Genomic DNA, 25,455 nt, shown 5'->3' with positions numbered 1-25,455 from the left:
TATACACTTTGACTAAAGCATATTGTTCTTCATGTTGTGTTCGTTCATAATTTGCATAAGCATTATTCAATGCATCAGCGCTTTGAAAATGCTATAAATTAAAATACGCACCCATCCAATCTTATGTTTTTCTGGCTTAACTGGATGGACAAATAGGATATTTTTTTAAAATGACTCAGCAAGCACAGACCATCCAAGGCTCAATTGTCGCAATCGTCACCCCTATGTTTGAAGATGGCAGCGTAGATTGGAAGGGTCTAGAGAAGCTCGTTGAGTGGCACATCGCACAAGGCACAAATAGCATTGTTGCTGTCGGTACAACGGGTGAAGCGTCTACTCTAAGCATGAAAGAGCATACACAAGTGATTAAAGAAATCATTCGTGTCGCGAACAAACGCATCCCTATTATTGCGGGTACTGGCGCGAATTCAACGCGTGAAGCCATCGAGTTGACTAAAGAAGCCAAAGAACTCGGTGCAGATGCTGCTCTTCTGGTTACCCCTTATTATAATAAACCGACCCAAGAAGGCTTATATCAGCACTATAAAGCTATTGCTGAAGCTGTTGATCTTCCTCAAATTCTGTATAACGTACCTGGTCGTACAGGTGTCGATATGGCGAATGAAACGGTCATTCGTTTGGCCGATATTCCTCAAATTGTGGGCATCAAAGATGCCACAGGTGATGTCCCTCGTGGTCAAGCCCTGCTCGAAGGCCTTGCTGGCAAAGCGATGACCGTCTATTCAGGTGATGATGCAACAGCTTATCAACTGATTCTGTCGGGAGCAAAAGGCAATATTTCTGTGACTGCAAACGTTGCACCCAAAGAAATGAGCGATGTTTGCGCGGCAGCACTGGCAGGCGAAGCTGAAAAAGCAGAAAACCTAAATACCCAAGTTGCAAATTTACACGAAATTCTATTTTGCGAATCAAACCCAATTCCTGTGAAATGGGCACTTCATGAAATGGAGTTAATCGAAACGGGTATTCGTTTACCATTAACACCACTTGCAGAACAATATCGCACACCGCTCCGTGAAGCACTCACAACGGCGGGTGTCATTAAATAAAGAGCACATCAATATGCAATTACGTTTAGGTCTTACTCTCGCACTTTCAGTCGTCAGTTTAGCGGGTTGTAGTTCCCTTGCAGTCAATAACGGTAGTTTGGACTATAAAGAAACAGCAACCTTAGAACCTCTTAAGTACCCTGAAGGCTCTATGGTTCGACCTGCAACGCCGTTGTATCCAGCTCCAACGGTTGAAGCACTCGCTCTTGAACATGCACCTGTACTTGAAAACAAGCGCGGAAACCGTTTTGCAATGCCGCGCCCTCAAGCTGCTCAAGTCATGTCGAATGCAGAATCAACGGAAACAGTTGATACAGCTGTGAGTCGCCCTCAATTGATTATTGACGGAAATAAGAATCCGCTGCTCAAAATTGAGGGAAATTCTGCTACAATTTGGCAATATACGCTTGCCACCCTCAGCAGCCTCAACCATCAAATTGTTGGTCAAAGCAAAAATGGTTATGAAGCAACCATTAAAATCGATCAACAGGTCTATGTGTTAAGACTGACCGCGGTCGGTAGCAGCAACAACCTCGCTGTGTTCAATGCCGATAACAGTTTTGCAGCGCCTGAAAAAGCCACAGAATTGTTAACCCAGATTTACCAAAATTGGCCAGCCTAGTCGTACTAGGCATTTTTTTTTGAAAAAGGTTCCCTCATGTTAAAACAAACCTTGCTCTATACTGGTAAAGCGAAATCTGTCTATGAAACAGACAGTGCAGACCACCTGATTTTAGTCTTTCGTGATGATGCTTCGGCATTCAATGGTGAAAAGATCGAACAACTAGATCGTAAAGGTAAGGTGAACAACCGTTTTAACGCCTTTATCATGGATAAATTGGCTGCGGCTGGCATTGAGACTCACTTTGAAAAACTTCTTTCTCCAACAGAAGTTCTAGTGAAAAAACTCAGCATGATCCCTGTTGAATGTGTAATTCGTAATTATGCAGCAGGTTCTTTATGCCGTCGCTTAGGTGTAGAAGAAGGCAAGGAATTAACACCGCCGACTTTCGAATTATTCTTCAAAGACGATGCACTTGGTGACCCAATGGTCAATGAGTCTCAAGCGATTGCTTTAGGTTGGGCAACTGCTGAGCAACTTGAGCAAATGAAAGTCCTCACTTACCAAGTGAACGAAGTGCTTAAAAACTTATTTGACCAAGGTGGCATGCTACTTGTGGACTTCAAACTTGAGTTTGGTGTATTCCACGACCGTATTGTTCTAGGTGATGAGTTCTCTCCAGACGGTTGTCGTCTATGGGACAAAGAAACCAAGAAAAAACTCGACAAAGACCGTTTCCGTCAAGGTTTAGGTGGTGTGGTTGAAGCTTATGAAGAAGTTGCTGCACGTTTAGGTATCGACCTTTCTGATATCTAATCAATTACAGATTCAAGAAAACCGAGTTTAAACGCTCGGTTTTTTGTTTTCAGCTTCACAGCTATACAGTACTTCAGTTTATTTGTGAGCTATTCAGCACTGAAAAATAGTCTTGTAAAACATTGAGCCACTGTTAAAAAATCAACAATCCTGTACGTCATAGCGCACAAGACTTAAGGTATATTTCAGCTATGTCTCAACTTCATTTTTTAATATGATAAAAACATATGAACAGGACGTTCTCAGATAAAAATTATTCCAACCGAAAAAATACCCTTATTTCCTCATCTCTCATGGCGACAAGATCCATCGATCCCCTAAGAGCAGAAAACTGGTATAGATGTTGCTTTTATTCAAAAGTACTCAGTAGGGTAAGTTCTATCTTCGTCTTATTTTGTAGATTTGATTTTTTACGGATGGCTATATTTAAAATGAAAAACTGGCAAAAAAAATTACTACTTTCCACTACATTCGTAGCCGTAGCACTAAGCAGTACTGTCCAAGCAAAAGAATGGAAAACCATTCGTTTTGGCACAGAATCTGCGTATGCACCTTTTGAATATAAAACACCAGACAATAAGCTGGTCGGTTTTGACATCGACTTGGGCAATGCCATTTGTGCCAAATTAAAAGCCAAATGCGTCTGGGTAGAAAACTCCTTTGATGGGATGATTCCTGCGCTCAAAGCGAAGAAATTCGACGGTATTCTGTCTTCAATGACGGTCACTACGGATCGCGCAAAACAAATCGCGTTTAGTAATAAAATTTACAACACGCCTACTCGCATGGTTGCAAAGAAAGGCTCTCCTTTACTCCCTACTCCTGCATCCCTAAAAGGCAAACGTGTGGGTGTACAACAAGGTACGATTCAAGAAGGCTATGCAAAAGCCTATTGGGCGCCTAAAGGTGTGAATGTGGTTCCTTATCCAAACCAAGACGTGCTTTACCAAGACATGGTTTCGGGACGTCTAGATGCAACATTACAAGATGCGATTATGGTCGATGCTGGTTTCCTAAAATCGGCCAAAGGCAAAGGCTTTGCTTTTGCAGGCAATAATGTGGTCGATGCCAAAACACTCGGTGTAGGTGCTGCAATCGGCTTACGTAAAGAAGATGTCGATCTGAAAAAGAATATTGATAAAGCATTAGCTGAAATTATTGCCGACGGCACCTATAAGAAACTCGAGAAAAAATACTTCTCCTTCAGCATTTATTAATTTATAGGGTGTCGGTTAAATACCGACACCCTATATATATTGCTGATTTATAAAATTTTATATTTTTACTCGGAGAAACTGAGTATGTTTCTGTCTGGCTATGGTCCCGTATTACTCAGTGGCACTTGGATGACCATACAGCTTGCTTTGTTATCACTGCTACTTTCGATCATTATTGGATTGTTTGGGGCAAGTGCCAAACTCTCTCGTATTAAAATCTTACGTCATGTTGCAACCCTCTATACCACGCTCATTCGTAGTGTTCCTGATCTGGTGATCATGTTGTTGTTGTTCTATAGCCTGCAACTTGGATTGAACTCGATTACCGAATCGATCCATATGGAGCAAATTGACATCAATCCCTTTGTGGCAGGGGTGATTACTTTAGCTTTTATTTATGGGGCCTATTTTACGGAAACCTTCCGTGGCGCATTTCAAGCCGTCCCCAAAGGGCAACTTGAAGCTGCATATGCCTATGGCATGACCCCATTTCAAGTCTTCAGGCGTGTCCTCTTTCCACAAATGATGCGTTTTGCCTTACCGGGGATTGGCAATAACTGGCAAGTCCTCATCAAAGCCACCGCCTTGGTGTCCTTAATTGGTTTGACCGACATCGTTAAAATTACCCAAGATGCAGGTCGAAGCAGCATGCAAGTGTTCTATTTCAGTATTGTTGCAGCCGTCATTTATCTGGCCATCACCACCCTTTCGAATTTGATTCTCATGTGGCTGGAACGTCGTTATTCTGCTGGTGTGAAAAAGGGACAACTATGATTGAAATTATTCAACAATACTGGCAGTCCTATCTGTGGACCGATGGTTTTCAAATGACTGGGGTCGCCATGACCGCGTGGCTACTGGTCTTATCGATTGCGATTGGTTTTGTTCTGGCTGTGCCTTTGTCAATTGCTCGAGTTTCTGAGCATGCTTTTGTACGTGGACCTGTTTGGTTTTTTACTTATATTTTCCGTGGTACCCCCTTATATGTGCAGCTACTGATTATCTATACTGGGATTTATAGTCTCGAATTTGTGCATGCGCATGAACGGCTCGATGAGTTTTTTAGAGAGGGGCTTAATTGCACCATTTTAGCGTTTGCACTCAATACAGCAGCTTATACCACTGAAATTTTTGCAGGGGCCATACGTTCGATTCCCTACGGCGAAATTGAGGCAGCAAAAGCCTTTGGAATGTCGCCTTGGAAACGCTATACCCGCATTATTATTCCCTCGATGCTACGCCGAGCATTGCCGTTTTATGGCAATGAAGTCATTTTGATGCTGCACGCAACCACCATTGCCTTCACTGCAACCGTGCCTGATATTCTCAAAATTGCACGGGATGTCAATGCTGCCACTTATGCCACGTTTGATGCCTTTGGCATTGCCGCTGTGCTGTATGCCTGTCTGGCATTTATCCTCATTTGGATCTTTCGTAAATTGGAACAACGCTGGTTGGCGTTTTTAAAACCATCGAATCATTAGGAGAAACAATGGAAAATTCAGCAAAACTGGTGATTCGAGACCTTTGTAAAAGTTTTGGCGATCATGAAGTCTTAAAAGGGGTTTCACTAGAGGCACGCGCAGGTGATGTGATTAGTATTATTGGTTCCTCAGGTTCAGGTAAAAGTACCTTTCTTCGTTGCATCAATTTTCTAGAACAACCAAGCCAAGGCAGCATTCAGCTCAATGGTGAACAGTTAGAGACCACTTTAGATAAAAATGGCGATCTCAAAGCGACAAATCCCAAACAACTGCAAAAAATGCGCACCCAACTGATGATGGTCTTTCAACATTTCAATTTATGGTCGCATATGACGGTATTAGAAAATATTATTGAAGGACCCATTCATGTCTTGGGGCTAAAGCGGAGTGAGGCGGAAGAGCGTGCGCGAAAATATTTAAGAAAAGTTGGGCTCGCAGAAAGTGTGGAAAAGAAATATCCATCTTTTTTGTCAGGAGGACAACAACAGCGTGTTGCAATTGCCCGTGCCTTAGCGATGGAACCTGAAGTGATGTTGTTTGATGAACCGACCAGTGCTCTAGACCCTGAACTAGTGGGTGAGGTATTGAAAGTGATGCAAAGTTTGGCTGAAGAAGGCCGAACTATGATTGTGGTCACCCATGAAATGGGCTTCGCACGCCATGTGTCCAATCATGTTATTTTCTTAGATCAAGGCAAAATTGAAGAACAAGGTGATCCGAAAGAGGTTTTGATTCACCCCAAAAGTGAACGCCTGCAACAGTTTTTAGAAGGTAACTTTAAATAATTGAATAGCCCTCAAGAGGTTGATGCAGCAATGATTCAACACTCAATGCTTAGTTGAAAAGATAAAGCTCATCCCACGAAGCGATATGTAGTCAGATAAAAACCGAGCAGTTTCGCTCGGTTTTTATCTTCCGATCTAAGCATTTATAGATTGGTGTATCGATTTTTAGTGGTATCCATCACCAAAAAACTGGTGATCGAGCTAATGGAAGGAATCGTTCCCAAAACATCAGTATGAAACTTTTTATAAGACTTAATGTCAGCCACTTCAACCCTAAGCAAATACTCAACCGAGCCTGTAATGGTATGACACTCTGTGACTTCATCCGTTGCAGTAATCACATCCTCAAACTGACTCAAGCTTTCCTTTGAGTGACAGGACAGCCCGATGGTCACATAAACCGTTAAGCCGATACCCAAAAGCGAACGGTCAATCACCGCTTTATAGCCTCGAATCACACCTACTCTTTCTAACTCTTGCACACGTCGTAAACAGGCCGAAGGTGACAAACCCACGCGTTCTGCCAGTTTAATATTGGTTAAATGTGCATCGCGCTCAAGCTCGAACAATATTTTTCGGTCTAATCGATCTAATTCAATCATTTGTTGCATAAAACTCAATATTAACGATCAATATACAACCAAATTGTGATAGATCAACAATAAAATGATATTTATTTGATTACTCCACCCCCTTTATGAACGCTTCACTGTTTGTCTCTTATCTGCTGTTCTGTGTCGTGATGACCTGCACGCCTGGGCCCAATAATGCACTGGTCATGCTGTCTGGTGCACGATTTGGCATCAGTAAAACCCTACCTCTGGTTTTAGGCATTGCCTTTGGTGTGGCCGTGCAACTCTTCGCCATCGGCATCGGGTTAAATCAGGTGTTTCTGGCCCTGCCCCAGCTCCAATTTATTTTAAGTCTGATCGGCACGGCTTATATTCTATGGCTCGCATGGAAAATTGCGTCCAGTGGGCCACTCAACATCGAATTAGAACAAAAACCATCGATGGGTTTTCTACAAGGGGCTCTTTTTCAGTGGGTCAATCCCAAAGCGTGGATTATCTCCATCAACACCATTGCCACTTATTTTGCTTTAAACCATCATGTCAGCGATATTCTTTATGCGGCCCTAATTTTAATGGTGGTTTCCATTCCATGTGTCGGGGTTTGGGCAGTCGGTGGCCTTTTCTTACGCCAATATCTGATGAAACCGCGCTTTGCCTTGAGCTTTAACATCACGATGGCAATCGCCTTATTGGTCGCTGTGTTACCTGCGGCATTAAAATTGATGAATACGCACATCGGAACATAAAAAAGCTACCGTGCTTAAAGAAAAAAACTGCTCAATGAATGTGACTAAATCCTATGCCCCAAAAGTAAAAAGCCTGATTTGTGAATCAGGCTTTTTTATTACTGCTGCTGTTGCTGTTCTTGTTGCCAACGGCGTTGCTGTAAACGCTCACCCTCAACCTCACGCTTATTGCGTGCCGACTCATACAGTTTGGTCCCTTTGAGCTCAGGGGGTAAATATTCTTGCATCACAAAATGCTCTGGATAGTTGTGCGGATACAAGTAGTCGACGCCATAGCCCTGCTCTTTCATCAACTTGGTCGGAGCATTTCTTAAATGCAGCGGCACAGGTAAATTCGCTGTTTTTTCAGCCAAGTCCAAGGCTTTATTGATCGCAAGATAAGTACTGTTACTTTTGGCACTGGTCGCCAAATAAACCGCACACTGCCCAAGAATAATTCGACACTCTGGCATGCCCACCGCTTGAACAGAACGGAAGCATTCTCCAGCAAGCAGCAGTGCATTGGGGTTTGAGTTGCCAATGTCCTCAGAGGCTGCAATCAACATCCGACGGGCAATAAAAACAGGATCTTCACCACCTTTGAGCATACGTGCCATCCAATACAAAGTGGCATCAGGATCACTCCCTCGAATCGACTTAATAAAAGCCGACACCAAATCATAATGCTGCTCACCCGATTTGTCATAACGGGCGATATTTTGCTGTGCAACTTTGACCACCATTGCATTGGTCACGATATTTTCAACGTCAGGTTCGAAGGTGCCCGCAATCAGTTCAATTAAATTCAAGGCTTTGCGGGCATCACCTGCGGCAAACTGCACCAGTGCTTCAAATTCTTCAATCTGAATATAACGCTCTTTTAAAAACTTATCGTTCTTAATTGCTTGCAGTAATAAAGTTTGAATCGCATCGGCATCGAGCGCATTTAAGGTATAGACCTGACAACGTGACAGCAGCGCGCTGTTCACTTCAAAAGAAGGATTTTCGGTGGTGGCACCAATGAGGGTAATTTTGCCTTTCTCCACTGCATTCAGTAAGGCATCTTGCTGTGATTTGTTAAAACGATGAATTTCGTCAATAAACACCACAGGTGGCATTAAATCTCCGCCATCAGCAATGATCTCACGAAGCTCTTTAACCCCCGTATTGAGTGCAGATAAGCTGACAAATGGTCGGTCGATCGCTTGCGCCAGCAATAAAGCAATAGTGGTTTTTCCCACGCCTGGCGGCCCCCAAAAAATAATCGATGGCAAATGCCCTTGATCGATCATTTGGCGGAGCGGTGCCTGCTCACCCAATAAGTGATCCTGCCCAATAATTTCAGATAAATCACGCGGGCGTAAACGTTCAGGCAGTGGAATATTGCTATCGGACATAGGGCTAGGACTTATCATGCGTTCATCGAATGCTTATGTTATGGCAAATTCAGGCAAATGACACAAGCTTTTCATGCAATTTGATGGTGCTTTTATCGACTAGCGAACCCAACGCACAATATAGTCTTCAATGTCGTCATCCTGAACCTCTTCTTCAGAAATACAGCGTCCTGCTGCAGACTTTTTGGCTTTCAGAATACTTTGACGTGAGCCCGTGTTCAAATAGTGCCATCTGGGCAAATTTTTACCTTCATGCAGACGGCGATAAGCACAGCTCGGTGGTAACCAATGAATCGTGTCTAAAAGTTCGGGCGTGAGCTGGATACAATCGGGCACATGCTGCTTGCGGTTCGGATAATCCCGACAACTGGCCGTTTGACAGTCCAGCAGTTTACAGGCCACTTTGGTATAGGCGACTTCTTGGCTTTCTTCATCTTCAAGTTTCACCAGACAGCATAGACCACAACCATCACACAACGCTTCCCACTCTGCTGAACGTAGCTCAGTGAGCGCATAATGCTTCCAAAACTCTGGTCTTAATTCGTTGGACATAACCACTGCCAATAAAACTGAATGCACTATTATAACCTATAGTCAGATGGCTTTCAGAGCTATCTAAAGTGTCAATATTTACATCATATTCATAAACTTAAAATACAAACAGAACACTTTTTAAACAAAAGCAACACAGTGTGTCCGAACCTTCTTTCTATACTAATAGAGTAATAAATAAGAACATCTATGGAGAAAAATTATGTTTCGTTGGGCGATTATCTTCGCAGTGATTGCACTGATTGCAAGTTTACTTGGTTTTGGCGGCGTAGCAGGTTTATCCAAAGACTTTGCGATTATTTTATTGGTGATTGCTGTGATTCTTGCGATTGTCGGATTTTTATCCCGTGGCAAAGTCTAAAGCACATTACGCTTAATCACTAAAAAGAAGGATTCAGATCCTTCTTTTTTTATATGTGCCTTTAAAAATAATTTCTCACATTTCTCATCTAGATCGGAATATTTTTCAAATCCTTGTAAAAGTTTTTATGCTTTAATCAGAACAGATCATCTATCAGGATTTGAGCATGACAATCAGTATTCAAACTCGAGAAATTCAATATAACGCAGCCGATGGACAACGCTTAGTCGGTTATTTTGCAGCACCAAGCTCTCAAACACCACATGCAGGTATCATCGTTGCACCCGAATGGTGGGGCCGAAATGAATATACTGAACAACGTGCTCGTGAACTGGCTGAACACGGTTATGCTGCACTAGCGATTGATATGTACGGCGACAAAAATGTCACCACAGATGCGAAACAAGCCTATGAATGGATGATGCAAACTTTTGCCGATGCAGACACCATCGTCAACCGTGCTCAAGCAGGTTTAGATACGCTTGCAGCCCAGCCTGAAGTGAATCCCACTCAACTGGCGGCGATTGGTTTTTGTTATGGCGGTAAAGTGGTTTTAGACTTAGCTCGCTCAGGCGCACCACTAAAAGCAGTGGCGACTTTCCACGCAACATTGGCACCCAAAGCCCCTGCGGTCGAAGGTCAAATTCAGGGTGAAATTTTAGTTTTACATGGTGAGTTAGACAGCATGGTCACGTTAGATGATGTTGCCAGCTTCCGTGAAGAAATGCATGCGGCAAAAGTGGACCATGAAGTAATCATTTTTGAAGATGCAAAACATGGCTTTAGCAATCCATTAGCCGATGAGCGTGCCAAAGCCAATGGCGTAGACTTGGGCTATAACCCAGAAGCCGAAAGACAAGGTCTAGATGCAATGTATGACTTGCTAGAACGCAATCTCAGTGCTTAACTAGAGCTGAGAATTCAAATATTTGATTTTTCAGATCCAACAGGATACATAATTAGATTTTAGAGGAGATAACAATGACTGAGACCCACTGCCAATATTGTAATTTTGATGAATATGACGTGCTTGATAAAAACGACTTTGGGGTGATTTTGCCCGAACCCAATGCATTGTCTAAAGGTCACTGTGTCATTATCCCTCTACGTCATGTGAGCTCATTTTTTGACATTACCGACAAAGAACGTAAAAGTTTAATGTCTTTGCTAGAACTGGCACGTAATGAACTCCAATTGCGTCATCAACCTTCAGGCTTTCATATCGGTTTTAATGATGGTGAAATATTTGGGAATGTGTCTGAACACTTACATATCCATATTATTCCACGCTACAAAGACCAAGAGCTAAAACTCGATGCACGTTGGGGCATGACGAAAGACTAAGTTTTTATGGTTTTAAATGGCGCGTAAGCGCCATTTTTTATGCACAAAAACTCAGGCTCAGAAAAGACATTCAGTTATACTAAGCCGAATTTTTTGCTTGTGCCTCAGATGTCTCCTTTCTCTTTTTCAGATGCGTTACTGACTTGGTTCGATGTTCATGGTCGACATGACCTGCCATGGCAAGTAGCCGATGATCCCTACAAAGTCTGGGTGTCTGAAATTATGCTGCAACAGACCCAAGTCAAAACCGTGCTGCAATACTTCGAGCGTTTTATCGAACGCTTCCCAACGGTTGAAGCTTTAGGGACAGCATCATGGGATGAGGTCGCACCTTACTGGGCAGGTCTGGGCTACTATGCCCGTGCACGTAATCTACATAAAGCTGCAGGGGTTGTGGCACGTCAGGGGCACTTTCCTCAAACTTTAGAGGACTGGATTGAACTGCCAGGCATTGGTCCATCTACCGCAGGGGCGCTGATGTCTTTGGGTTTACGTCAGTACGGCGTCATTATGGATGGCAATGTAAAACGCGTGCTCGCGCGTTTTTTTGCCATTGAGGATGATCTAAGCAAACCTGTGCATGAACGCAGCATGTGGCAACTGGCCACTGAACTCTGTCCAACTGAACGTAACCACGACTATACCCAAGCCATCATGGATTTGGGGGCAACCGTCTGCACCCCTAAAAAACCGCTGTGTTTATACTGCCCAATGCAGCAACACTGTAAGGCCCATGCACAAGGGCTAGAAACTGAACTGCCTTTTAAAAAACCCAAGAAAGCTGTACCTGTGAAGTCTGCCCAAATTTTGGTGCTGCGCCATCACAATCAATGGCTGTGGCAACAGCGTCCCAATAGTGGACTGTGGGGCGGTTTATGGTGTTTACCTATTTTTGAAAATCGTGATGAACTCTCGCAACTGTGCCAAAGTCTAGGACTGAAACAAGTCTCGCAACGCACTGAAATTTCGCATAGTTTCACCCATTTCACTTGGCAACTGGAAGCACTTTGCTTTGAGATCGATGCCGATCAGCTCGAACATTTAAGTATAGAATTGGCCAGCACATGGCTAGACATACAAAACGTCACAGAAATGGGCATCCCAACTGCGATGAAAAAATTGATCTCGGCAATTCAACTGTGACATAGTTGGGTGATCGATTGGGTTCACCCTGAGACTTTAAAATTAGATCACTGAAATAATAAAGGATTGTTCGTGCGTTATTGTTTGTCTCGCCTTTCTGCGCTTGCCAGTTTAAGTTTTGTAATTCTGTTACTCGCAGCTTGCCGCACCACGCCGCCTGCACCGAGTGGAAGCCAGTTACCTGCCTCACAAGTCCAACAGCTGAAAAACATGCGTTTAGCTCAGCAGCTGCCTGTACCCGTTCAAGGCATTAAACGTCATGGGCTCACAGATACTTGGGGAGCGTCCCGCAGTAGCGGACGGACGCATGAAGGCATCGACATTCTGGCTCCACGTGGAACAAAAGTTTTTTCTGCCACAGAAGGTCTCGTTGCAGACTTACGCAATAACAATTTGGGTGGTAAAGTGGTTTGGATTATGGGGCCAGCAGGCACTTGGCATTACTACGCTCATCTTGATGACCATAAACGTGGCTTAAGTGTCGGCGACTATGTCAAAAAAGGCGACCTGATCGGCTATGTCGGCAATACAGGCAATGCACGGCACACAGCCCCACATTTGCATTATGGACTTTATTTACAAGGTAAAGGCCGTGGTGCAGTAAATCCCTATCCTTATTTACGTTAACTTTAGGAATTTTTCATGTCAGAAGCGTTGATCAACCGTCTGGTCGAATTTGCTGAATCAGGCAATCAACAAAAAATCATCTTGGCAGGACAAAACCACCAAGGTTGGATCATGGAAATTACTGAAGATGCGCTTTTAATCAGCACTGGATTTGCTGAAAAAACAGGAAAAGATGTTTGGATTAACTTTTCCGACCTCGAACACGCCCAATTGTTTTATTGGGACAATCAACACGACCAATGGGCACCTTTTACCCTATAAAAAGATCAGGAGCATGTTCATGACCACTCAACGCTGCGGATGGTGCTCCTCAGACCCACTTTACATCGACTACCATGATCATGAGTGGGGTAAACCACTACATGATGAAAAGCAATTATTTGCGATGCTCTGCCTCGAAGGTCAACAAGCGGGGCTGTCATGGATTACTGTCCTGAAAAAGCGTGAACATTATCATCGCCAGTTTTTTCAATATTCCATTGAACAGATTGCGGCTTTGACTGATACAGATTTAGCCGAAAAAGTCCAAGATATCGGCTTAATTCGCCATATCGGGAAGCTGACCGCCATTCGTGACAATGCGATTGCATGGCAAGCCCTGAAACAACAAGGCATCAACCCCGTTGAGTGGCTCTGGAACTTTGTCGAGCAACACGCAATCAACAATGATGTCCCGGACTACCGCGCAGCACCTGCACAGACACCTCAAAGCCAAAATATGTCTAAAACCCTAAAAAAACAGGGCTTTAAATTTGTCGGACCCACCACCTGCTATGCCTTTATGCAAGCGGTCGGCATGGTCAATGACCATGAAAATAGCTGTCATTTTAAATAAAAGTACATAAAAAACAGGAAAATAAGGATATAAAATATGTCGGATAACACCATTCGTGCCTATGCGGCAATGCAAGCAGGCGCAGCGTTACAACCCTATCAATTCGATGCGGGTGAACTGCAACCACATCAGGTCGAAGTCCAAGTCGAATATTGTGGATTATGCCATTCCGATGTTTCGGTCATTAACAATGAATGGAACTCTTCGGTCTACCCTGTGGTTGCTGGTCATGAAATTATTGGCACCATCAGTCGCTTAGGCTCCGAAGCCAAAGGGCTTAAACTTGGACAGCGCGTCGGTATTGGCTGGACGGCAGAAAGCTGCCAATACTGTGATCCCTGTGTGTCGGGCCAACAAGTGCTCTGTACAGGAGGGCCGACAGCAACCATCGTCGGTCATGCAGGCGGCTTTGCCGACAAAGTTCGCGCAGGTTGGCAGTGGATTATTCCTTTACCTGAAGAGCTAGATCCTGAGTCAGCAGGTCCTTTATTGTGTGGTGGTATTACCGTTTTTGATCCGATTTTAAAACACCAAATTCAAGCCATTCACCATGTTGGCGTGATTGGCATTGGTGGTTTAGGGCATATGGCTATTAAGCTACTTCGAGGATGGGGTTGTGAAATTACGGCGTTCACCTCGAACCTCGACAAAACTGACGAACTCAAAGCCATGGGCGCAGACCATGTGGTGAATAGCCGTGATGTGGATGCGCTTAAAACCCAGCGAGGAAAATTTGATCTAATCCTCAGCACCGTGAATGTCTCACTCAATTGGCCTGCCTATATCAGTACACTGGCACCGAATGGCACGATCCATCTACTAGGCCTGCCCCTTGAGCCCATCAAGTTTCATGCAGGTAGTCTGATTGCTGGAGCAAAATCTATCACGGGTTCACCCACTGGCTCACCTGCGGCATTACGTCAGCTACTCAAATTCGCTGCACGTAAAAACATTGCGCCACAAATTGAACTGTATCCTATGTCACAGTTGAATGAAGCACTGGAACGATTACATTCTGGAAAAGCCCGTTATCGGATTGTCCTCAAAGCTGATTTTTAATCCATAAGCGCTTCAAAAGAGGCGCTTTTTTATACCGCTTGTTTTACCAACGTCGAACTGCTGAGTTGCGCTTTCACCCAATCAGCCAACAAGGTGACCGCTGCGCGAATATCTGTTGAAATTTCATGACCTGCATTGAGGCGGATACAGTTTTTATAACGCTGCCCTTCACCAAAGACTTCGCCTGGCACAATATTAATACCGTGCTGCTGAGCAAAATAGTACATATCTAATCCATCGATACACTCGGGTAGCTGTAACCACAGCGCATAACCACCTAAGGGTTGATTGATACGTAACTCAACTCCGTTAAAGGCATGCTGAATCATGTGTCGGTATTGCTCAACTTGCTGTTTCAAAATCGGCTTTAACTGCTGTAAATGCTCCCGATAAGCACGACTATAAATGAGATCGGCCAGTGCCAACTGCAAGGGTGTATTCACTGTAATATTTTGCATCAATAACGTAGCCTTCAAATGCGCTAAGCGCTGCGGAATACAAAACCAACCTACGCGATACGCAGTTGAAAGTGACTTGGAAACCGAACCACAGAAAATCACATAACCCTGCTGATCCCAATACTTAATCGGCAACGGACGACTCGAACTGAAACTACATTCACCATAAATATCATCTTCAATCACATAGCACTGATAGCGCGCAGCCAGTTGTGCAATTTTTTCTTTTTCTGCATTGCTTAAGCAAAACCCCAATGGATTTTGATAATTGGCCGTGAGTAAGCACGCTTTTGCGCCTGAACTTTGCATGACCTGCTCTAAACGTTCAAGATCAAAGCCTTGGGTATCGGCTGGAATTTCAATAATTTTTCGTTTTAACCCCGCCAACATTTGCAACTGACCATTAAAATTTGGGGTCGGCACAATCACGCTGTCCCCTTCCTTGCAGAGGTGTTGGATCATCACCGACAACGCAGGCATACAGCCATTGCTGATGTAGATATCATCCTGCGAAATATAGAAGCCATCTTCAGCCCAATGCTCAGACAAGGCCTGCCGCAAGCGAATATGGCCCTGCTTATCGCTATATAAAAAATCTTCAGGTTGACTGTGTTTCAAAGCACGTTGAATGGAGCGGCGGAGCGCCTCTACAGGCACATGTTTTGGAGAAAGCTGAATCGCTCCCAAATGGATGAGACGGCTATTAATGGAAGACTGTTGAATTTCCAGCTGTAGCTCTAAGTTAGAAATATCACGAGCTTGAGACAGAAAATCAGGATGCTGTGGTACGGGAATAGATGGGCTGGTATTTTTTTGATAACTGACAAAATAGCCCGACTTATTTTTCACATGAATATACCCCTGCGACTCGAGTAGCTCATAACAGCTCTTGGCGGTATTCAAACTGACCTTTTGTAAGTTGGCAAACTGGCGTAACGACAACAGCTTTTGCCCTGCGGGTAATTCAGCATTTTGAATTTTTTCAAGCAACTGTGCAGCCAAGCTTTGATACTGGAATGCCATTCATCTGTACCTATTTTTTTAACTTTTATGTATCTGTATCCATTATGCCAACAGAATTATGCTTCTGTCATTCGTTCACAATCATAAATAGGCACTTTTATGAAAAAAATAATCATATCTCTCTTTTGCTTATTGAGCTTATCGGCTTGCCAACCGCCACATATTTCGCAGCAAGTACAACAGCAGCATTTTATTTGTAAAGCCCTGATTGAAGGGTTTCTGAAAACGCAAAATTTAACTGATTATCAGTTTTTAAGTTTAGCGCCGAGCTTGACTGAAACCTCGACCCAACGAACCTATCAATATCGGTTGAACAATGAACGTGAAATGCAGATGAACTTGCCCCACCAGAAAAATTTACAGTTCCAATGTGACCAAAGCAGTGCTGAAAACTTCAAGATCTCGCTCACTGGTGAAGGACATGCCATGCTCAGTTTAATCCAGTTAGACCTGCCTAAGGCTTCAACCTTAGAGCTGCTGAACGCTTATCAACAGCCTTAAGTTTTAAAACATAAAAAGCCTGCATTGCAGGCTTCTCCGTCTTTAAAATTAACGTAAGGCAGCTGGTAAATGGGCAGGAGTGTCTTCTTGTTCCAGCAATTGATTTTTCATTTTTTGCAGCATTTGATAGGGTTGTTGTTGGACAAACATATTCACAAACTTCAGTGGTATCGATCCCTCAGGGTTGGCATAACCTGAGGTCGAAACCTTGACTTTATTTGATCCCAGTTTCTGAAAGGTCCAATCGCCCTCATAATGATTTAGGCGAACATAATCTGGATTTTTAAGGATGTTTTTATCAATCGCTTTATTTTTAATGCTAATAATGCCCTGACTGTCCTTGGTCATTTTCCCCTGCACCACCAAGTCGCGGTCTTTTAAAGGAAAAGGGAAATCCAGCACCATATACAGTTGAAACTCACCTTTTTTATCGTCGCGCGACAAGACTTTCACACTGCCCATATACGGCACCCATTTCACCGCATGGTCAACATCTAAGATCAGTGACACTGCTTTTTCAATCGGCACATCAAACGTGGTTTCGGCCTTATATAAAAAGACCGGGTTTTGCGCATTTTGATAGGTCCAAACTTTAATATTATTTTTATGAATACTGAGTTTGGCTTGATCCATAGGTTTGGCTTGTGCTGTCGTCATCACGGCAACAACACAAGCCATATACATGACTTTTTTCATTCTATTCTTCGTCTTATTTTAGTTTTTTATCTTGTTTTTATGGCGAATGAAGCAGGTTTTTAAACTTGAATATCGTTAAACCCTAGTACGTCTTTCATGTCATATTTACGTGCTTCACGCCCTACCACCCAAGCCGCAGCACGTACCGCACCCGAAGCAAAGTTCATACGGTTGGTCGCTTTATGGGTAATTTCAACACGCTCACCATCGGCAATAAACATAGCTGTATGTTCACCGACAATATCGCCGCCACGAATAGTTTGGAAACCAATACTTTGACGCTCACGAGGTCCTGTATGACCTTCACGGCAATACACTGCATCGGTTTTCAAGTCACGCCCTAAAGCACCCGCAATGGCCTCACCCATCATCAATGCGGTGCCTGATGGTGCATCGACTTTATGACGGTGATGCGCTTCAATCACTTCAATATCCACTGTGTCGCCAAAGACTTTAGACGCCAATTCCAACAGTTTAATCGAAACGTTGACCCCCACAGAATAGTTCGCTGCATAGACCACAGGTGTTTGAGTCGCAGAGTCATCCAAATAGGCTTTTTGTTGGTCATTCATGCCCGTGGTACCAATGACAATGGCCACCCCAGCTTCACGACAAATTTTTAAATGCTGAACGGTCGCTACTGGTGCAGTGAAATCAATGATCACATCACAATCTTTCACTACCGCTTCCAGACTACCCACGACCTTCACGCCTAGGCTGCCAATACCTGCAAGCTCACCTGCATCTGTACCAACCAGTGAGCTTTCAGGGCGTTCCACTGCCGCAGCCAGTTGATAGCCTGCTTCATGTACCGCTTGAATAAGGATGCGACCCATACGACCGCCGGCACCTAAGACACCAATGCGTGGAGCTGCTGACATAACATATTCCTAATCTAGCTTCAAAATTGCTCTTACTATAGCAAAACTGATTGCCCAGACTAAGGTTTGTTGGCCATTTTCATCGAAAAAATCGCTTTATTTTCAAACATGATTTCTCCAGCTTTTCACAAATTTGCAATCAATCTTACGCAGACTAGGTTCGCGTTTAAAAACAACTTTAAAATGAGGAAAATAGAATGAAAGCCAAGGTACTTTTTCTAGCGATGGCGTTTGGGGGCAGTTGGGCACAAGTTCAGGCTGAACCCGCTGTTCAAGCCGGCGACACCTTAGAAAGTTTGTCACAGGTAAAGATCACCACCAGCACACACCCTAAAGTACAGGCCGAACAACAAGTACAAGCCGCTGCACCTATGGCTGAAGACATGGTGTCGGTTGAAGAGATCGATCAACCTGAGCTGCCAGCAGAAGCGCAATAACATAAAAAAAAGCGGGAAAATATTCCCGCTCTTTTCAACACCAATTCAGACGTACCGTATTCAATTAATCAAACAGTCGGTCAAAGAAAGACTTCTTCTTTGGTGATGATTTGTGATCATCTCCATCTAAAGTTTCTTGCAACTCTTTCAACAGTTCACGTTGACGTGCTGTTAAGTTGACTGGCGTTTCAATCACGATACGGCAGAGTAAATCACCTTGCATACTGGTACGTACAGGTTTAACCCCTTTGCCACGTAAACGGAACATTTTACCCGTTTGTGTGCCTTCAGGAATTTTCAAACTCACACGACCTTCGAGTGTCGGGATTTCAATTTCTTTACCCAAAGCGGCATCGGCAATGCTCACAGGGACATCCATATACAGGTCTGCACCATCACGTTGGAAGATTTCGTGCTCACGCACCACCACTTCTACATACAAGTCGCCTGACTGACCATCACGAATCGCTTCGCCTTTACCCGTTAAACGAACGCGGTCACCGTTGTCGACACCCGCAGGAATCGTCACTTCTAAGGTTTGTTGACGGTCTTTAACGCCTGAACCATGACAGGTATTACATGGGTTCTTAATGATCTTACCCTGACCGCGACAGGTGCTACAGGTCTGCTGTACAGAGAAGAAACCTTGCTGCATGCGAACCTGACCTGCGCCATGGCACGTTTTACAGGTTTCAACATCGTTCGGGTTTTTAGAGCCTTTACCATCACAGGTTTCACACGGCGCTGGTGCAGTAAAAGTAATGGTTTTTTTCACCCCTCTTACTGCTTCTTCCAACGTCAGTTCCATCACATAACGTAAGTCAGAACCACGACGTGCACGCTGTTGACCACGACCGCCGCCGCCAAATGCGCCGCCGAAAATGTCACCGAATTGACTGAAAATGTCTTCTGCGCTGAAACCACCACCGAAGCCGCCTCCGCCGCCCATACCACCTTCAAAGGCTTGATGCCCCATACGGTCATACATGCTACGCTTTTCGCTATCCGATAAAATTTCATAAGCTTCAGCCGCTTCTTTAAATTTCTCTTCAGCTTCAGCATTGTCAGGGTTGCGGTCCGGATGATATTTCATCGCCAACTTACGGTAGGCTTTTTTAATTTCATCATCACTAGCGGTTTTAGCAACACCTAAAACCTCATAATAATCACGTTTAGCCATGTCTGGCGATGCTCCTCACGGAATTTATTTAATACTCAACTGTGGTCTGAAATTGGGTTCAAACCAAGTTTTACAAGGGGGTGTTTGAAAAAAAATCAGTAGAATTAGAAAACTGCTTTATTTTTCAAAAATTTAGACAGGCCTTTAAACCATGCATTTAGAAGGAAGAGAAATGCAATACAGCTAAAAACCACACCTGCAACCGTGCATGCAGTCACCCACAATGCGCTGTCCCAAGTGAAGAAAATAAGAGGAATAAACCACAGTGCTGCAAATAAAGCCAAAATACTATAAATCACAATATTGCGCATGACCCAGAGTGCTTGCGCTTGTAACCACACTTCAGCATGATCAATTTGCGTGACTTTTCGGGCATACCAATAGGAAAATGCGCCACTAATCACAGTAAACAAAGCCAAAAACATGAAGACATAAGAAATCGCGATAGAGCGGCGATACTTGGTTACATTGTCTTGCATCATGCGTTTAACCCCATTTGCCACATCGTTGGTTTTTTAATGTGTAGCAAAAAACTGCTTTATAAAAATGCCATAAATTTCAGGTGCTACTATATTGAAATTTTCAACGTTTCGCACCTGATATTGGCATAAATTTACAGCTTATGGCTAATTTTTTTTACTTTAAACCACTGCGCGTACAAGGCCGGTAAAAAGAACAGGGTTAATAGCGTCGCCACAATTAGTCCGCCCATGATCGCAACGGCCATAGGTCCAAAGAAAATACTTCTAGATAGTGGGATCATCGCCAGAACAGCTGCCAATGCCGTCAGCACAATTGGACGACAACGTCGCACTGTCGCATCGATGATCGCATCCCATGATTCATGCCCCGCTTGAATGTCTTGCTCAATCTGATCAATCAAGATCAGCGAGTTACGCATGATCATGCCCGACAAGGCAATGGTCCCCAACATCGCAACAAAGCCAAATGGTTTATTGAACAACAGCAGGAACAATACCACGCCGATTAAACCTAAAGGTGCAGTGAGCAAGACAATCGTGGCACGAGACATACTGCGCAGTTGAATCATCAGCAAAGTCATGACCACGGCCAAGAATAAAGGCATACCCGCTGCGACCGATTTACCCCCACGTGCAGACTCTTCCACTGTGCCGCCGACTTCAACCAAATAACCATTCGGCAGTTCCGCACGCAGCTGATTCATCTGCTCCGCCATTTCATCCACCGCAGTGGCCGGTTGTAACTTGGTCCGAATATCTGCACGTACCGTAATGGTCGGTAGGCGGTTACGATGCCAAATCAAACCTTCTTCAAAGCTATAATCAATTTTGGCAATTTGTGCCAACGGTACTGTTCCGCCATTTGAAGTTGGAACTGCAAGGCTCGCCAATGATGCCACTTCAACCCGCTCGGCTTGATCACCACGTAAACGGATTTCAATCAGTTCACGTTTCTCACGGTATTGGTTAATGGTGGCACCCGAAATTGAGCTGTTCAAGAAATTGGCCAAATCTAAACTAGACACCCCCATTTGGCGGGCACGGTCTTGATCGATCTCTAAATTGATCATCTTGCTTGGTTCACCCCAGTCCAAATGCACATTGGTGGTGTTGGGGTTAGCACTCAACATCGCCGCGACTTTATCCGCCCAAGCACGCACTTGGGTTAGGTCTTCACCCGATACGCGATATTGAAGTGGATAACCGACAGGAGGGCCGTTTTCAAGTAAAGAAACGCGAGTACGTACATCAGGCAATAACTGACGGATTTGGGTGTCTAAGGATTTTCGAATTTCATTGCGATCATCCAGTGAAGAAGCCAAGACCACAAACTGCGCAAAGCTGGCTTGTGGTAGCTGCTGATCGAGCGGTAAATAAAAACGTGGCGAGCCTGTGCCCACATATGCCACATAATTATCTATGCCTTCTTGCTTCGACAGGAACTGTTCAACTTTTTTCACCGCATTTTCAGTTGCCGTTAAAGACGCACCTTCTTCAAGTTTTAAGTCGACCAAAATTTCGGCACGATTCGAGGGTGGGAAAAACTGCTGTGGTACTAACTTAAACATCAACACCGAGAGTACAAAAATAGCCACAGTCGTCGCAATGACCGTTTTGCGATAGGTCACACACAGATCGACCCAACGGCGAAAACCTTGATAGAACTTGGTTTGATAAGGATCATGATGCTCACCTGCATGATGCACCATCGGCTGAGGCTCTGGCTGTTTGCGCAAGCGTGCCCACAAACGGCTATACCACGGCGCTTTTTGAATCAGCTCTTTATTAAAATCGGGCAGGAGTTTGTCACCCAAATAAGGTACAAACAACACCGCAGCAAACCAAGACACAATTAAGGCAATGGTCACCACTTGGAAAATAGAACGAGTGTATTCACCTGTACTGGACGCTGCTGTAGCAATCGGTAAAAAGCCCGCAGCGGTAATCAAAGTTCCCGTCAACATTGGGAAAGCCGTCGTTCGCCACGCATGCCCTGCTGCTTGTAGTCGACTATAGCCTTGCTCCATTTTGATCGCCATCATTTCCACGGCAATAATGGCGTCATCGACCAAGAGGCCCAGCGCTAAAATGAGCGCACCCAAAGAAATTTTATGTAGACCGACATCAAAAATATTCATGCCTGCAAAGGTCATGGCTAGGACCAGTGGAATGGAGAATGCCACCACCAGTCCAGTACGGAAACCCAGCGAGAAAAAGCTAACCAGCAAGACAATAATCACCGCTTCAGCCAAAACCTTCATGAACTCGTTGACACTACGCTTCACCGCGACAGGCTGGTCTGAAACTTTCTTCAGCTCCATACCTAAAGGCAAAGTTTTTTGCAGCTTGGAAAACTCGGTTTCTAGGTTTTTACCCAAAGCCAAGATGTCGCCACCTTTACGCATCGACACCGCAATGCCAATGCCATTTTCCCCCATAAAGCGCATACGGGGTTGAGCGGGTTCACTAAAGCCACGATAGACATCAGCCACATCGCTGAGCTGGATGGTTTTTCCATTGACCAATAAAGGCATACGTTGCAGTTCTTCAACGCTTTTAATTTGCCCTGTGACTCGGAGTTGAATACGATCCGATTCTGTTTCAAAAAAGCCTGCACTGGCCATGGTATTTTGCTGTTGCAGGGCTTGTTGTACCGCTGTTACAGGAATGCCTAACTGCGCCGACTTGGTGTTGGAAATTTCAATCCAAATTTTTTGATCTTGCAGCCCGACCAGATTGACTTTGGCGACATCTTTGACGCGTTGCAGTTGTAACTGTAAACGGTCGGCATATTCTTTCATCACCGCATAATCGAAGTCTTTACCCGTCAGTACATAAATGTTGCCGAAAGTATCGCCAAACTCATCATTAAAGAATGGTCCTTGTACCCCATTGGGGAGCTGATGTTTGATGTCTCCAACTTTCTTGCGTACGTCATACCACACATCCGGTATCTCACTGGAGCGCATGGCATCTCGTGCCACGAAAGTCACCATCGACTCGCCGGGTCTGGAGTAGGCCATAATGCGCTCATACTTACCCGTGGTCATCAGCTCTTTTTCAATACGGTCGGTCACTTGTTCAGACACCTCACGCGCCGTTGCACCCGGCCAATAGGTCTGTACCACCATCACTTTAAAGGTAAAAGGCGGGTCTTCGCTTTGTGCAAGTTTGGAATAAGACACCACCCCCACGATGCCCAGTAACAACATCAAATAAAGGACCAAGCCCTTATTTTTTAAGGCCCATTCCGACAGGTTATAGTTCATGCTTAACCTCCTGTCGCAATCTTGACCGTTTTATTGTCACGGCTAATCGGTTGAATTTTTTGTTTTTCACGCAGTAAATGCACCCCACCCACCACGACATAGTCCTTTGGCTGTAAACCTGAACGAATGGTAACGCTGTCTCGACCATACTCCCCCACGCTGACAGGGACTTTACGAATGCTGTTGTCAGTATTCACCACCCAGACATAAGCATTTTTACCTGCAGCGGAAACACTGGCTAAGGGTACACTCAACACATTGCTTTCAGTTGAGCTGAAAAACACCCGTGCACTCTGTCCCAGTTGAATCGTATTTTGTCCTTCACTCAAAGCCACTTTGACACTAAAAGTACGTGACTGATCTGCGGCAGGCGAAATTTCACGGACGTAGGCAGCAAAACGTTCATCGGGTTTAGACCACAAGGTGACGATTGCATCTTGTCCAACTTTAATCTGAGCAATGGCTTGTTCAGGCACACCAATCACCACTTCACGATCACCTGAAATGGCCAGTTGAAACGCGGGTTGCCCTGCTGAAATCACCTGTCCAATTTCAATATTACGCTCGGTAATCACGCCGTTTTTATTGGCGATCAGTTGGTTATAACTGGTTTGGTTTTGCGTAACGTTATAATTGGCTTGTGCTTGTTTCAAACTCGATAGTGCGGCTTTGTATTGATTTTCAACGCTGTCGTACTGTGAACGACTCACCGCATTACTCGGTAATAATTGCTTAAAGCGTTTGAGTTCATCCTGCGCATTTTTTTCAGCCGCTTGGGCACTTTCTAACTGTGCTTTTGCTGCATTGAGTTCTAACTGGGCATCTTGTACATCTAAGCGTGCTAAAACTTGTCCGACTTTGACTTGGTCACCCACATCGACCAGACGCTCCGTAACTTGTCCCCCAACACGAAAGGACAGTGCAGTTTGTTGGCGGGCTTGCACTTCGCCTGCATAGCTTTTTTGTTCTAGATGCGTGGTATTCGGTTGGCTCACCATTACCAAAGGCACCGACTCTGGTTCGGTCGTGTCTTTGCTACATCCCCATAAGGTGATACTACACACCACCATCATACTTGCCACAAGGGTCTGAATTTTGCTCATGAAGTCTGCTCTTCTTCCATAACCACCAATTAATCAGGCACAATATCCAGACTTAACTTGGTTATTTTTTAATTAATATACTGCATAGTACACTAATTAAAGATATGCTCAGATGTAAATGACTTTTTGAACTTTTTTTTTAGGAAAATGTGTGCAAGCTTCAGCAGGACGTCCCAAGGATTTAGAAAAACGGCAACGTATTTTGGAGGTGGCACGTCAGTTGTTTTTACAACATGGCTACCACGGCTCCAGCATGGACCATATTGCCAAGGAAGCGCACGTCACCAAACTCACGGTGTATAACCATTTTCAGGACAAAGCCAATCTGTTCAGCTGTGCGATTGAGGAAACCTGTGAAAAGCTGATGCTGGGTCGTTCATTTCAATTGCAACGTGCCGAAGACTTTGTGCCTATGCTCAAACAGATCTGTGCGTTATCAATGCATATTATTAACCTGCCTGAGGCCATCAAGCTGGAGCACCTATTATTACAGCTGGCCGCTGAACAAAACCCATTGCTAGAGAACTTCTATAAAGCCTCCCACCTCAAAATGCGGGCGATTTGGGAACAGTTCTTTGACCAAGCTCAAGCCTTAGGCGTTCTTCAGTTTGAACAGGTCAATGAGGTCATCACCTTATTAATGTCTCTGCTGTTTGGATATCGTCACCAAGAAATGTTACTGGGGATGAATGAAGTGCCAAATGCCGAACAACGCGAGCAACTGATTCAAGAAGCCATTGCGATTTTTTTATTAAAATACCCTTTAAAAACACCTTAAGATCCGGTTAATTAAATTTATATTTTTGACAATTAATTCAAATACTTGGAATTAAAAACCATCTTTATTTTAAAACAATCGCTCGCCCTAAGTTGTTC

29 protein-coding genes are annotated in these 25,455 nt (G+C 44.3%); 19 read left to right on the top strand and 10 right to left on the bottom strand.

The features are described from left to right. The first annotated feature begins 170 nt into the window (after positions 1-170). The 7 genes from dapA (at position 171) to WH214_RS01875 (ending at position 5,934) form a co-directional block, all read left to right on the top strand. A complete protein-coding gene (gene dapA, locus WH214_RS01905) occupies positions 171-1,070 on the top strand; it encodes a 4-hydroxy-tetrahydrodipicolinate synthase (protein WP_004691815.1) in 900 nt (299 codons plus the stop codon). Between the two features lie 13 nt (positions 1,071-1,083). After that, the gene (locus WH214_RS01900; protein WP_005401459.1) at positions 1,084-1,692 is read left to right on the top strand and encodes a hypothetical protein; all 609 of its coding nucleotides are present in this window, start codon (positions 1,084-1,086) and stop codon (positions 1,690-1,692) included. A 36-nt stretch (positions 1,693-1,728) separates the two neighbouring features. Then, positions 1,729-2,448 carry a phosphoribosylaminoimidazolesuccinocarboxamide synthase gene (gene purC / locus WH214_RS01895; protein WP_004691818.1) on the top strand — a complete coding sequence of 240 codons (720 nt, stop codon included), beginning with the start codon at positions 1,729-1,731 and terminating at the stop codon, positions 2,446-2,448. A gap of 431 nt (positions 2,449-2,879) precedes the next feature. Further along, complete coding sequence (locus WH214_RS01890) at positions 2,880-3,665, top strand: ABC transporter substrate-binding protein (RefSeq protein WP_004691819.1); 786 nt, start codon at positions 2,880-2,882, stop codon at positions 3,663-3,665. Between the two features lie 84 nt (positions 3,666-3,749). Beyond that, positions 3,750-4,439, top strand: a complete 690-nt coding sequence (locus tag WH214_RS01885) for an ABC transporter permease (protein WP_339421987.1) — start codon at positions 3,750-3,752, stop codon at positions 4,437-4,439. After that, complete coding sequence (locus WH214_RS01880; protein ID WP_004691821.1) at positions 4,436-5,149, top strand: ABC transporter permease; 714 nt, start codon at positions 4,436-4,438, stop codon at positions 5,147-5,149. The genes WH214_RS01885 and WH214_RS01880 overlap by 4 nt, the downstream gene beginning before the upstream one ends. Before the next feature lie 8 nt (positions 5,150-5,157). Next, positions 5,158-5,934: an ABC transporter ATP-binding protein gene (locus WH214_RS01875; RefSeq protein ID WP_004691823.1), complete on the top strand. Its 777-nt coding sequence runs from the start codon at positions 5,158-5,160 to the stop codon at positions 5,932-5,934. A 143-nt stretch (positions 5,935-6,077) separates the two neighbouring features. Here the strand turns inward: WH214_RS01875 and WH214_RS01870 are convergent, their stop codons facing one another. Further along, positions 6,078-6,545, bottom strand: coding sequence for an Lrp/AsnC family transcriptional regulator (locus WH214_RS01870; protein ID WP_339421986.1), 468 nt, complete (start codon positions 6,543-6,545; stop codon positions 6,078-6,080). 86 nt (positions 6,546-6,631) lie between these two features. On the opposite strand from WH214_RS01870, the gene WH214_RS01865 reads away from it, so the two are divergent. Then, complete coding sequence (locus WH214_RS01865) at positions 6,632-7,252, top strand: LysE family translocator (RefSeq protein ID WP_339421985.1); 621 nt, start codon at positions 6,632-6,634, stop codon at positions 7,250-7,252. A 98-nt stretch (positions 7,253-7,350) separates the two neighbouring features. Here the strand turns inward: WH214_RS01865 and WH214_RS01860 are convergent, their stop codons facing one another. Further along, positions 7,351-8,628, bottom strand: coding sequence for a replication-associated recombination protein A (locus tag WH214_RS01860; protein ID WP_339421984.1), 1,278 nt, complete (start codon positions 8,626-8,628; stop codon positions 7,351-7,353). 99 nt (positions 8,629-8,727) lie between these two features. Next, a complete protein-coding gene (locus tag WH214_RS01855) occupies positions 8,728-9,180 on the bottom strand; it encodes a YcgN family cysteine cluster protein (protein WP_004691829.1) in 453 nt (150 codons plus the stop codon). Positions 9,181-9,382: 202 nt separating this feature from the next. On the opposite strand from WH214_RS01855, the gene WH214_RS01850 reads away from it, so the two are divergent. The 8 genes from WH214_RS01850 (at position 9,383) to ahr (ending at position 14,549) form a co-directional block, all read left to right on the top strand. Further along, positions 9,383-9,541 carry a DUF1328 domain-containing protein gene (locus tag WH214_RS01850; protein WP_004647174.1) on the top strand — a complete coding sequence of 53 codons (159 nt, stop codon included), beginning with the start codon at positions 9,383-9,385 and terminating at the stop codon, positions 9,539-9,541. 166 nt (positions 9,542-9,707) lie between these two features. Next, entirely contained in the window at positions 9,708-10,448 is a 741-nt protein-coding gene (locus tag WH214_RS01845) for a dienelactone hydrolase family protein (RefSeq protein WP_234950961.1), read from the top strand. Between the two features lie 74 nt (positions 10,449-10,522). Further along, entirely contained in the window at positions 10,523-10,885 is a 363-nt protein-coding gene (locus tag WH214_RS01840; RefSeq protein ID WP_004691832.1) for an HIT family protein, read from the top strand. 108 nt (positions 10,886-10,993) lie between these two features. Beyond that, complete coding sequence (mutY, locus tag WH214_RS01835) at positions 10,994-12,028, top strand: A/G-specific adenine glycosylase (RefSeq protein ID WP_339421983.1); 1,035 nt, start codon at positions 10,994-10,996, stop codon at positions 12,026-12,028. Positions 12,029-12,112: 84 nt separating this feature from the next. Further along, positions 12,113-12,655, top strand: a complete 543-nt coding sequence (locus tag WH214_RS01830) for a M23 family metallopeptidase (protein WP_171304179.1) — start codon at positions 12,113-12,115, stop codon at positions 12,653-12,655. A gap of 15 nt (positions 12,656-12,670) precedes the next feature. Next, on the top strand, positions 12,671-12,916 hold the full coding sequence (locus WH214_RS01825) for a hypothetical protein (RefSeq protein WP_004691836.1): 246 nt from the start codon (positions 12,671-12,673) through the stop codon (positions 12,914-12,916). A gap of 19 nt (positions 12,917-12,935) precedes the next feature. Beyond that, positions 12,936-13,490 (top strand): DNA-3-methyladenine glycosylase I, encoded by a 555-nt coding sequence (locus WH214_RS01820; RefSeq protein WP_339421982.1) that lies wholly within the window; start codon positions 12,936-12,938, stop codon positions 13,488-13,490. A gap of 36 nt (positions 13,491-13,526) precedes the next feature. Beyond that, a complete protein-coding gene (gene ahr, locus WH214_RS01815) occupies positions 13,527-14,549 on the top strand; it encodes an NADPH-dependent aldehyde reductase Ahr (protein ID WP_339421981.1) in 1,023 nt (340 codons plus the stop codon). Between the two features lie 29 nt (positions 14,550-14,578). Here ahr and WH214_RS01810 read toward each other — a convergent pair whose 3' ends face one another. Then, entirely contained in the window at positions 14,579-16,030 is a 1,452-nt protein-coding gene (locus WH214_RS01810) for an aminotransferase-like domain-containing protein (protein WP_339421980.1), read from the bottom strand. Between the two features lie 99 nt (positions 16,031-16,129). Here WH214_RS01810 and WH214_RS01805 point away from each other — a divergent pair, with 99 nt between their 5' ends. Continuing rightward, positions 16,130-16,531: a hypothetical protein gene (locus tag WH214_RS01805; protein WP_339421979.1), complete on the top strand. Its 402-nt coding sequence runs from the start codon at positions 16,130-16,132 to the stop codon at positions 16,529-16,531. 48 nt (positions 16,532-16,579) lie between these two features. Here WH214_RS01805 and WH214_RS01800 read toward each other — a convergent pair whose 3' ends face one another. Continuing rightward, positions 16,580-17,227, bottom strand: coding sequence for an START domain-containing protein (locus tag WH214_RS01800; RefSeq protein WP_224467963.1), 648 nt, complete (start codon positions 17,225-17,227; stop codon positions 16,580-16,582). Between the two features lie 59 nt (positions 17,228-17,286). Further along, the gene (dapB, locus tag WH214_RS01795; RefSeq protein ID WP_339421978.1) at positions 17,287-18,108 is read right to left on the bottom strand and encodes a 4-hydroxy-tetrahydrodipicolinate reductase; all 822 of its coding nucleotides are present in this window, start codon (positions 18,106-18,108) and stop codon (positions 17,287-17,289) included. A 197-nt stretch (positions 18,109-18,305) separates the two neighbouring features. On the opposite strand from dapB, the gene WH214_RS01790 reads away from it, so the two are divergent. Then, complete coding sequence (locus tag WH214_RS01790; protein ID WP_339421977.1) at positions 18,306-18,545, top strand: hypothetical protein; 240 nt, start codon at positions 18,306-18,308, stop codon at positions 18,543-18,545. Between the two features lie 64 nt (positions 18,546-18,609). Here WH214_RS01790 and dnaJ read toward each other — a convergent pair whose 3' ends face one another. The 4 genes from dnaJ to WH214_RS01770 all read right to left on the bottom strand — a co-directional run bounded on the left by dnaJ (position 18,610) and on the right by WH214_RS01770 (position 24,579). Beyond that, entirely contained in the window at positions 18,610-19,725 is a 1,116-nt protein-coding gene (gene dnaJ, locus WH214_RS01785) for a molecular chaperone DnaJ (protein ID WP_279736383.1), read from the bottom strand. Positions 19,726-19,829: 104 nt separating this feature from the next. Next, positions 19,830-20,207, bottom strand: coding sequence for a hypothetical protein (locus tag WH214_RS01780; RefSeq protein ID WP_004978426.1), 378 nt, complete (start codon positions 20,205-20,207; stop codon positions 19,830-19,832). Positions 20,208-20,338: 131 nt separating this feature from the next. Beyond that, positions 20,339-23,476 carry an efflux RND transporter permease subunit gene (locus tag WH214_RS01775; RefSeq protein ID WP_339421976.1) on the bottom strand — a complete coding sequence of 1,046 codons (3,138 nt, stop codon included), beginning with the start codon at positions 23,474-23,476 and terminating at the stop codon, positions 20,339-20,341. A gap of 2 nt (positions 23,477-23,478) precedes the next feature. After that, positions 23,479-24,579: an efflux RND transporter periplasmic adaptor subunit gene (locus tag WH214_RS01770; protein WP_339421975.1), complete on the bottom strand. Its 1,101-nt coding sequence runs from the start codon at positions 24,577-24,579 to the stop codon at positions 23,479-23,481. A 151-nt stretch (positions 24,580-24,730) separates the two neighbouring features. Here WH214_RS01770 and WH214_RS01765 point away from each other — a divergent pair, with 151 nt between their 5' ends. Continuing rightward, complete coding sequence (locus WH214_RS01765) at positions 24,731-25,357, top strand: TetR/AcrR family transcriptional regulator (protein WP_339421974.1); 627 nt, start codon at positions 24,731-24,733, stop codon at positions 25,355-25,357. Positions 25,358-25,455 lie beyond the last annotated feature (98 nt).

The sequence above is a fragment of the Acinetobacter sp. MYb191 genome (assembly GCF_037572605.1).
GTDB lineage: Bacteria > Pseudomonadota > Gammaproteobacteria > Pseudomonadales > Moraxellaceae > Acinetobacter > Acinetobacter johnsonii.
This window is presented reverse-complemented; position numbering and strand designations above follow the sequence as displayed.

Bases quoted from the DNA above. Each gene is read 5' to 3' on its own strand.
- WH214_RS01870 (WP_339421986.1), bottom strand. From the start codon at position 6,545: ATGCAACAAATGATTGAATTAGATCGATTAGACCGAAAAATATTGTTC.
- WH214_RS01880 (WP_004691821.1), top strand. From the start codon at position 4,436: ATGATTGAAATTATTCAACAATACTGGCAGTCCTATCTGTGGACCGAT.
- WH214_RS01820 (WP_339421982.1), top strand. From the start codon at position 12,936: ATGACCACTCAACGCTGCGGATGGTGCTCCTCAGACCCACTTTACATC.
- WH214_RS01890 (WP_004691819.1), top strand. From the start codon at position 2,880: ATGAAAAACTGGCAAAAAAAATTACTACTTTCCACTACATTCGTAGCC.
- WH214_RS01810 (WP_339421980.1), bottom strand. From the start codon at position 16,030: ATGGCATTCCAGTATCAAAGCTTGGCTGCACAGTTGCTTGAAAAAATT.
- WH214_RS01790 (WP_339421977.1), top strand. From the start codon at position 18,306: ATGAAAGCCAAGGTACTTTTTCTAGCGATGGCGTTTGGGGGCAGTTGG.
- WH214_RS01850 (WP_004647174.1), top strand. From the start codon at position 9,383: ATGTTTCGTTGGGCGATTATCTTCGCAGTGATTGCACTGATTGCAAGT.
- WH214_RS01840 (WP_004691832.1), top strand. From the start codon at position 10,523: ATGACTGAGACCCACTGCCAATATTGTAATTTTGATGAATATGACGTG.
- dapA (WP_004691815.1), top strand. From the start codon at position 171: ATGACTCAGCAAGCACAGACCATCCAAGGCTCAATTGTCGCAATCGTC.
- dnaJ (WP_279736383.1), bottom strand. From the start codon at position 19,725: ATGGCTAAACGTGATTATTATGAGGTTTTAGGTGTTGCTAAAACCGCT.
- WH214_RS01780 (WP_004978426.1), bottom strand. From the start codon at position 20,207: ATGATGCAAGACAATGTAACCAAGTATCGCCGCTCTATCGCGATTTCT.
- WH214_RS01825 (WP_004691836.1), top strand. From the start codon at position 12,671: ATGTCAGAAGCGTTGATCAACCGTCTGGTCGAATTTGCTGAATCAGGC.
- ahr (WP_339421981.1), top strand. From the start codon at position 13,527: ATGTCGGATAACACCATTCGTGCCTATGCGGCAATGCAAGCAGGCGCA.
- WH214_RS01860 (WP_339421984.1), bottom strand. From the start codon at position 8,628: ATGTCCGATAGCAATATTCCACTGCCTGAACGTTTACGCCCGCGTGAT.
- WH214_RS01855 (WP_004691829.1), bottom strand. From the start codon at position 9,180: ATGTCCAACGAATTAAGACCAGAGTTTTGGAAGCATTATGCGCTCACT.
- WH214_RS01770 (WP_339421975.1), bottom strand. From the start codon at position 24,579: ATGAGCAAAATTCAGACCCTTGTGGCAAGTATGATGGTGGTGTGTAGT.
- dapB (WP_339421978.1), bottom strand. From the start codon at position 18,108: ATGTCAGCAGCTCCACGCATTGGTGTCTTAGGTGCCGGCGGTCGTATG.
- mutY (WP_339421983.1), top strand. From the start codon at position 10,994: ATGTCTCCTTTCTCTTTTTCAGATGCGTTACTGACTTGGTTCGATGTT.
- WH214_RS01865 (WP_339421985.1), top strand. From the start codon at position 6,632: ATGAACGCTTCACTGTTTGTCTCTTATCTGCTGTTCTGTGTCGTGATG.
- WH214_RS01800 (WP_224467963.1), bottom strand. From the start codon at position 17,227: ATGAAAAAAGTCATGTATATGGCTTGTGTTGTTGCCGTGATGACGACA.
- WH214_RS01885 (WP_339421987.1), top strand. From the start codon at position 3,750: ATGTTTCTGTCTGGCTATGGTCCCGTATTACTCAGTGGCACTTGGATG.
- WH214_RS01875 (WP_004691823.1), top strand. From the start codon at position 5,158: ATGGAAAATTCAGCAAAACTGGTGATTCGAGACCTTTGTAAAAGTTTT.
- WH214_RS01845 (WP_234950961.1), top strand. From the start codon at position 9,708: ATGACAATCAGTATTCAAACTCGAGAAATTCAATATAACGCAGCCGAT.
- WH214_RS01900 (WP_005401459.1), top strand. From the start codon at position 1,084: ATGCAATTACGTTTAGGTCTTACTCTCGCACTTTCAGTCGTCAGTTTA.
- purC (WP_004691818.1), top strand. From the start codon at position 1,729: ATGTTAAAACAAACCTTGCTCTATACTGGTAAAGCGAAATCTGTCTAT.
- WH214_RS01805 (WP_339421979.1), top strand. From the start codon at position 16,130: ATGAAAAAAATAATCATATCTCTCTTTTGCTTATTGAGCTTATCGGCT.
- WH214_RS01775 (WP_339421976.1), bottom strand. From the start codon at position 23,476: ATGAACTATAACCTGTCGGAATGGGCCTTAAAAAATAAGGGCTTGGTC.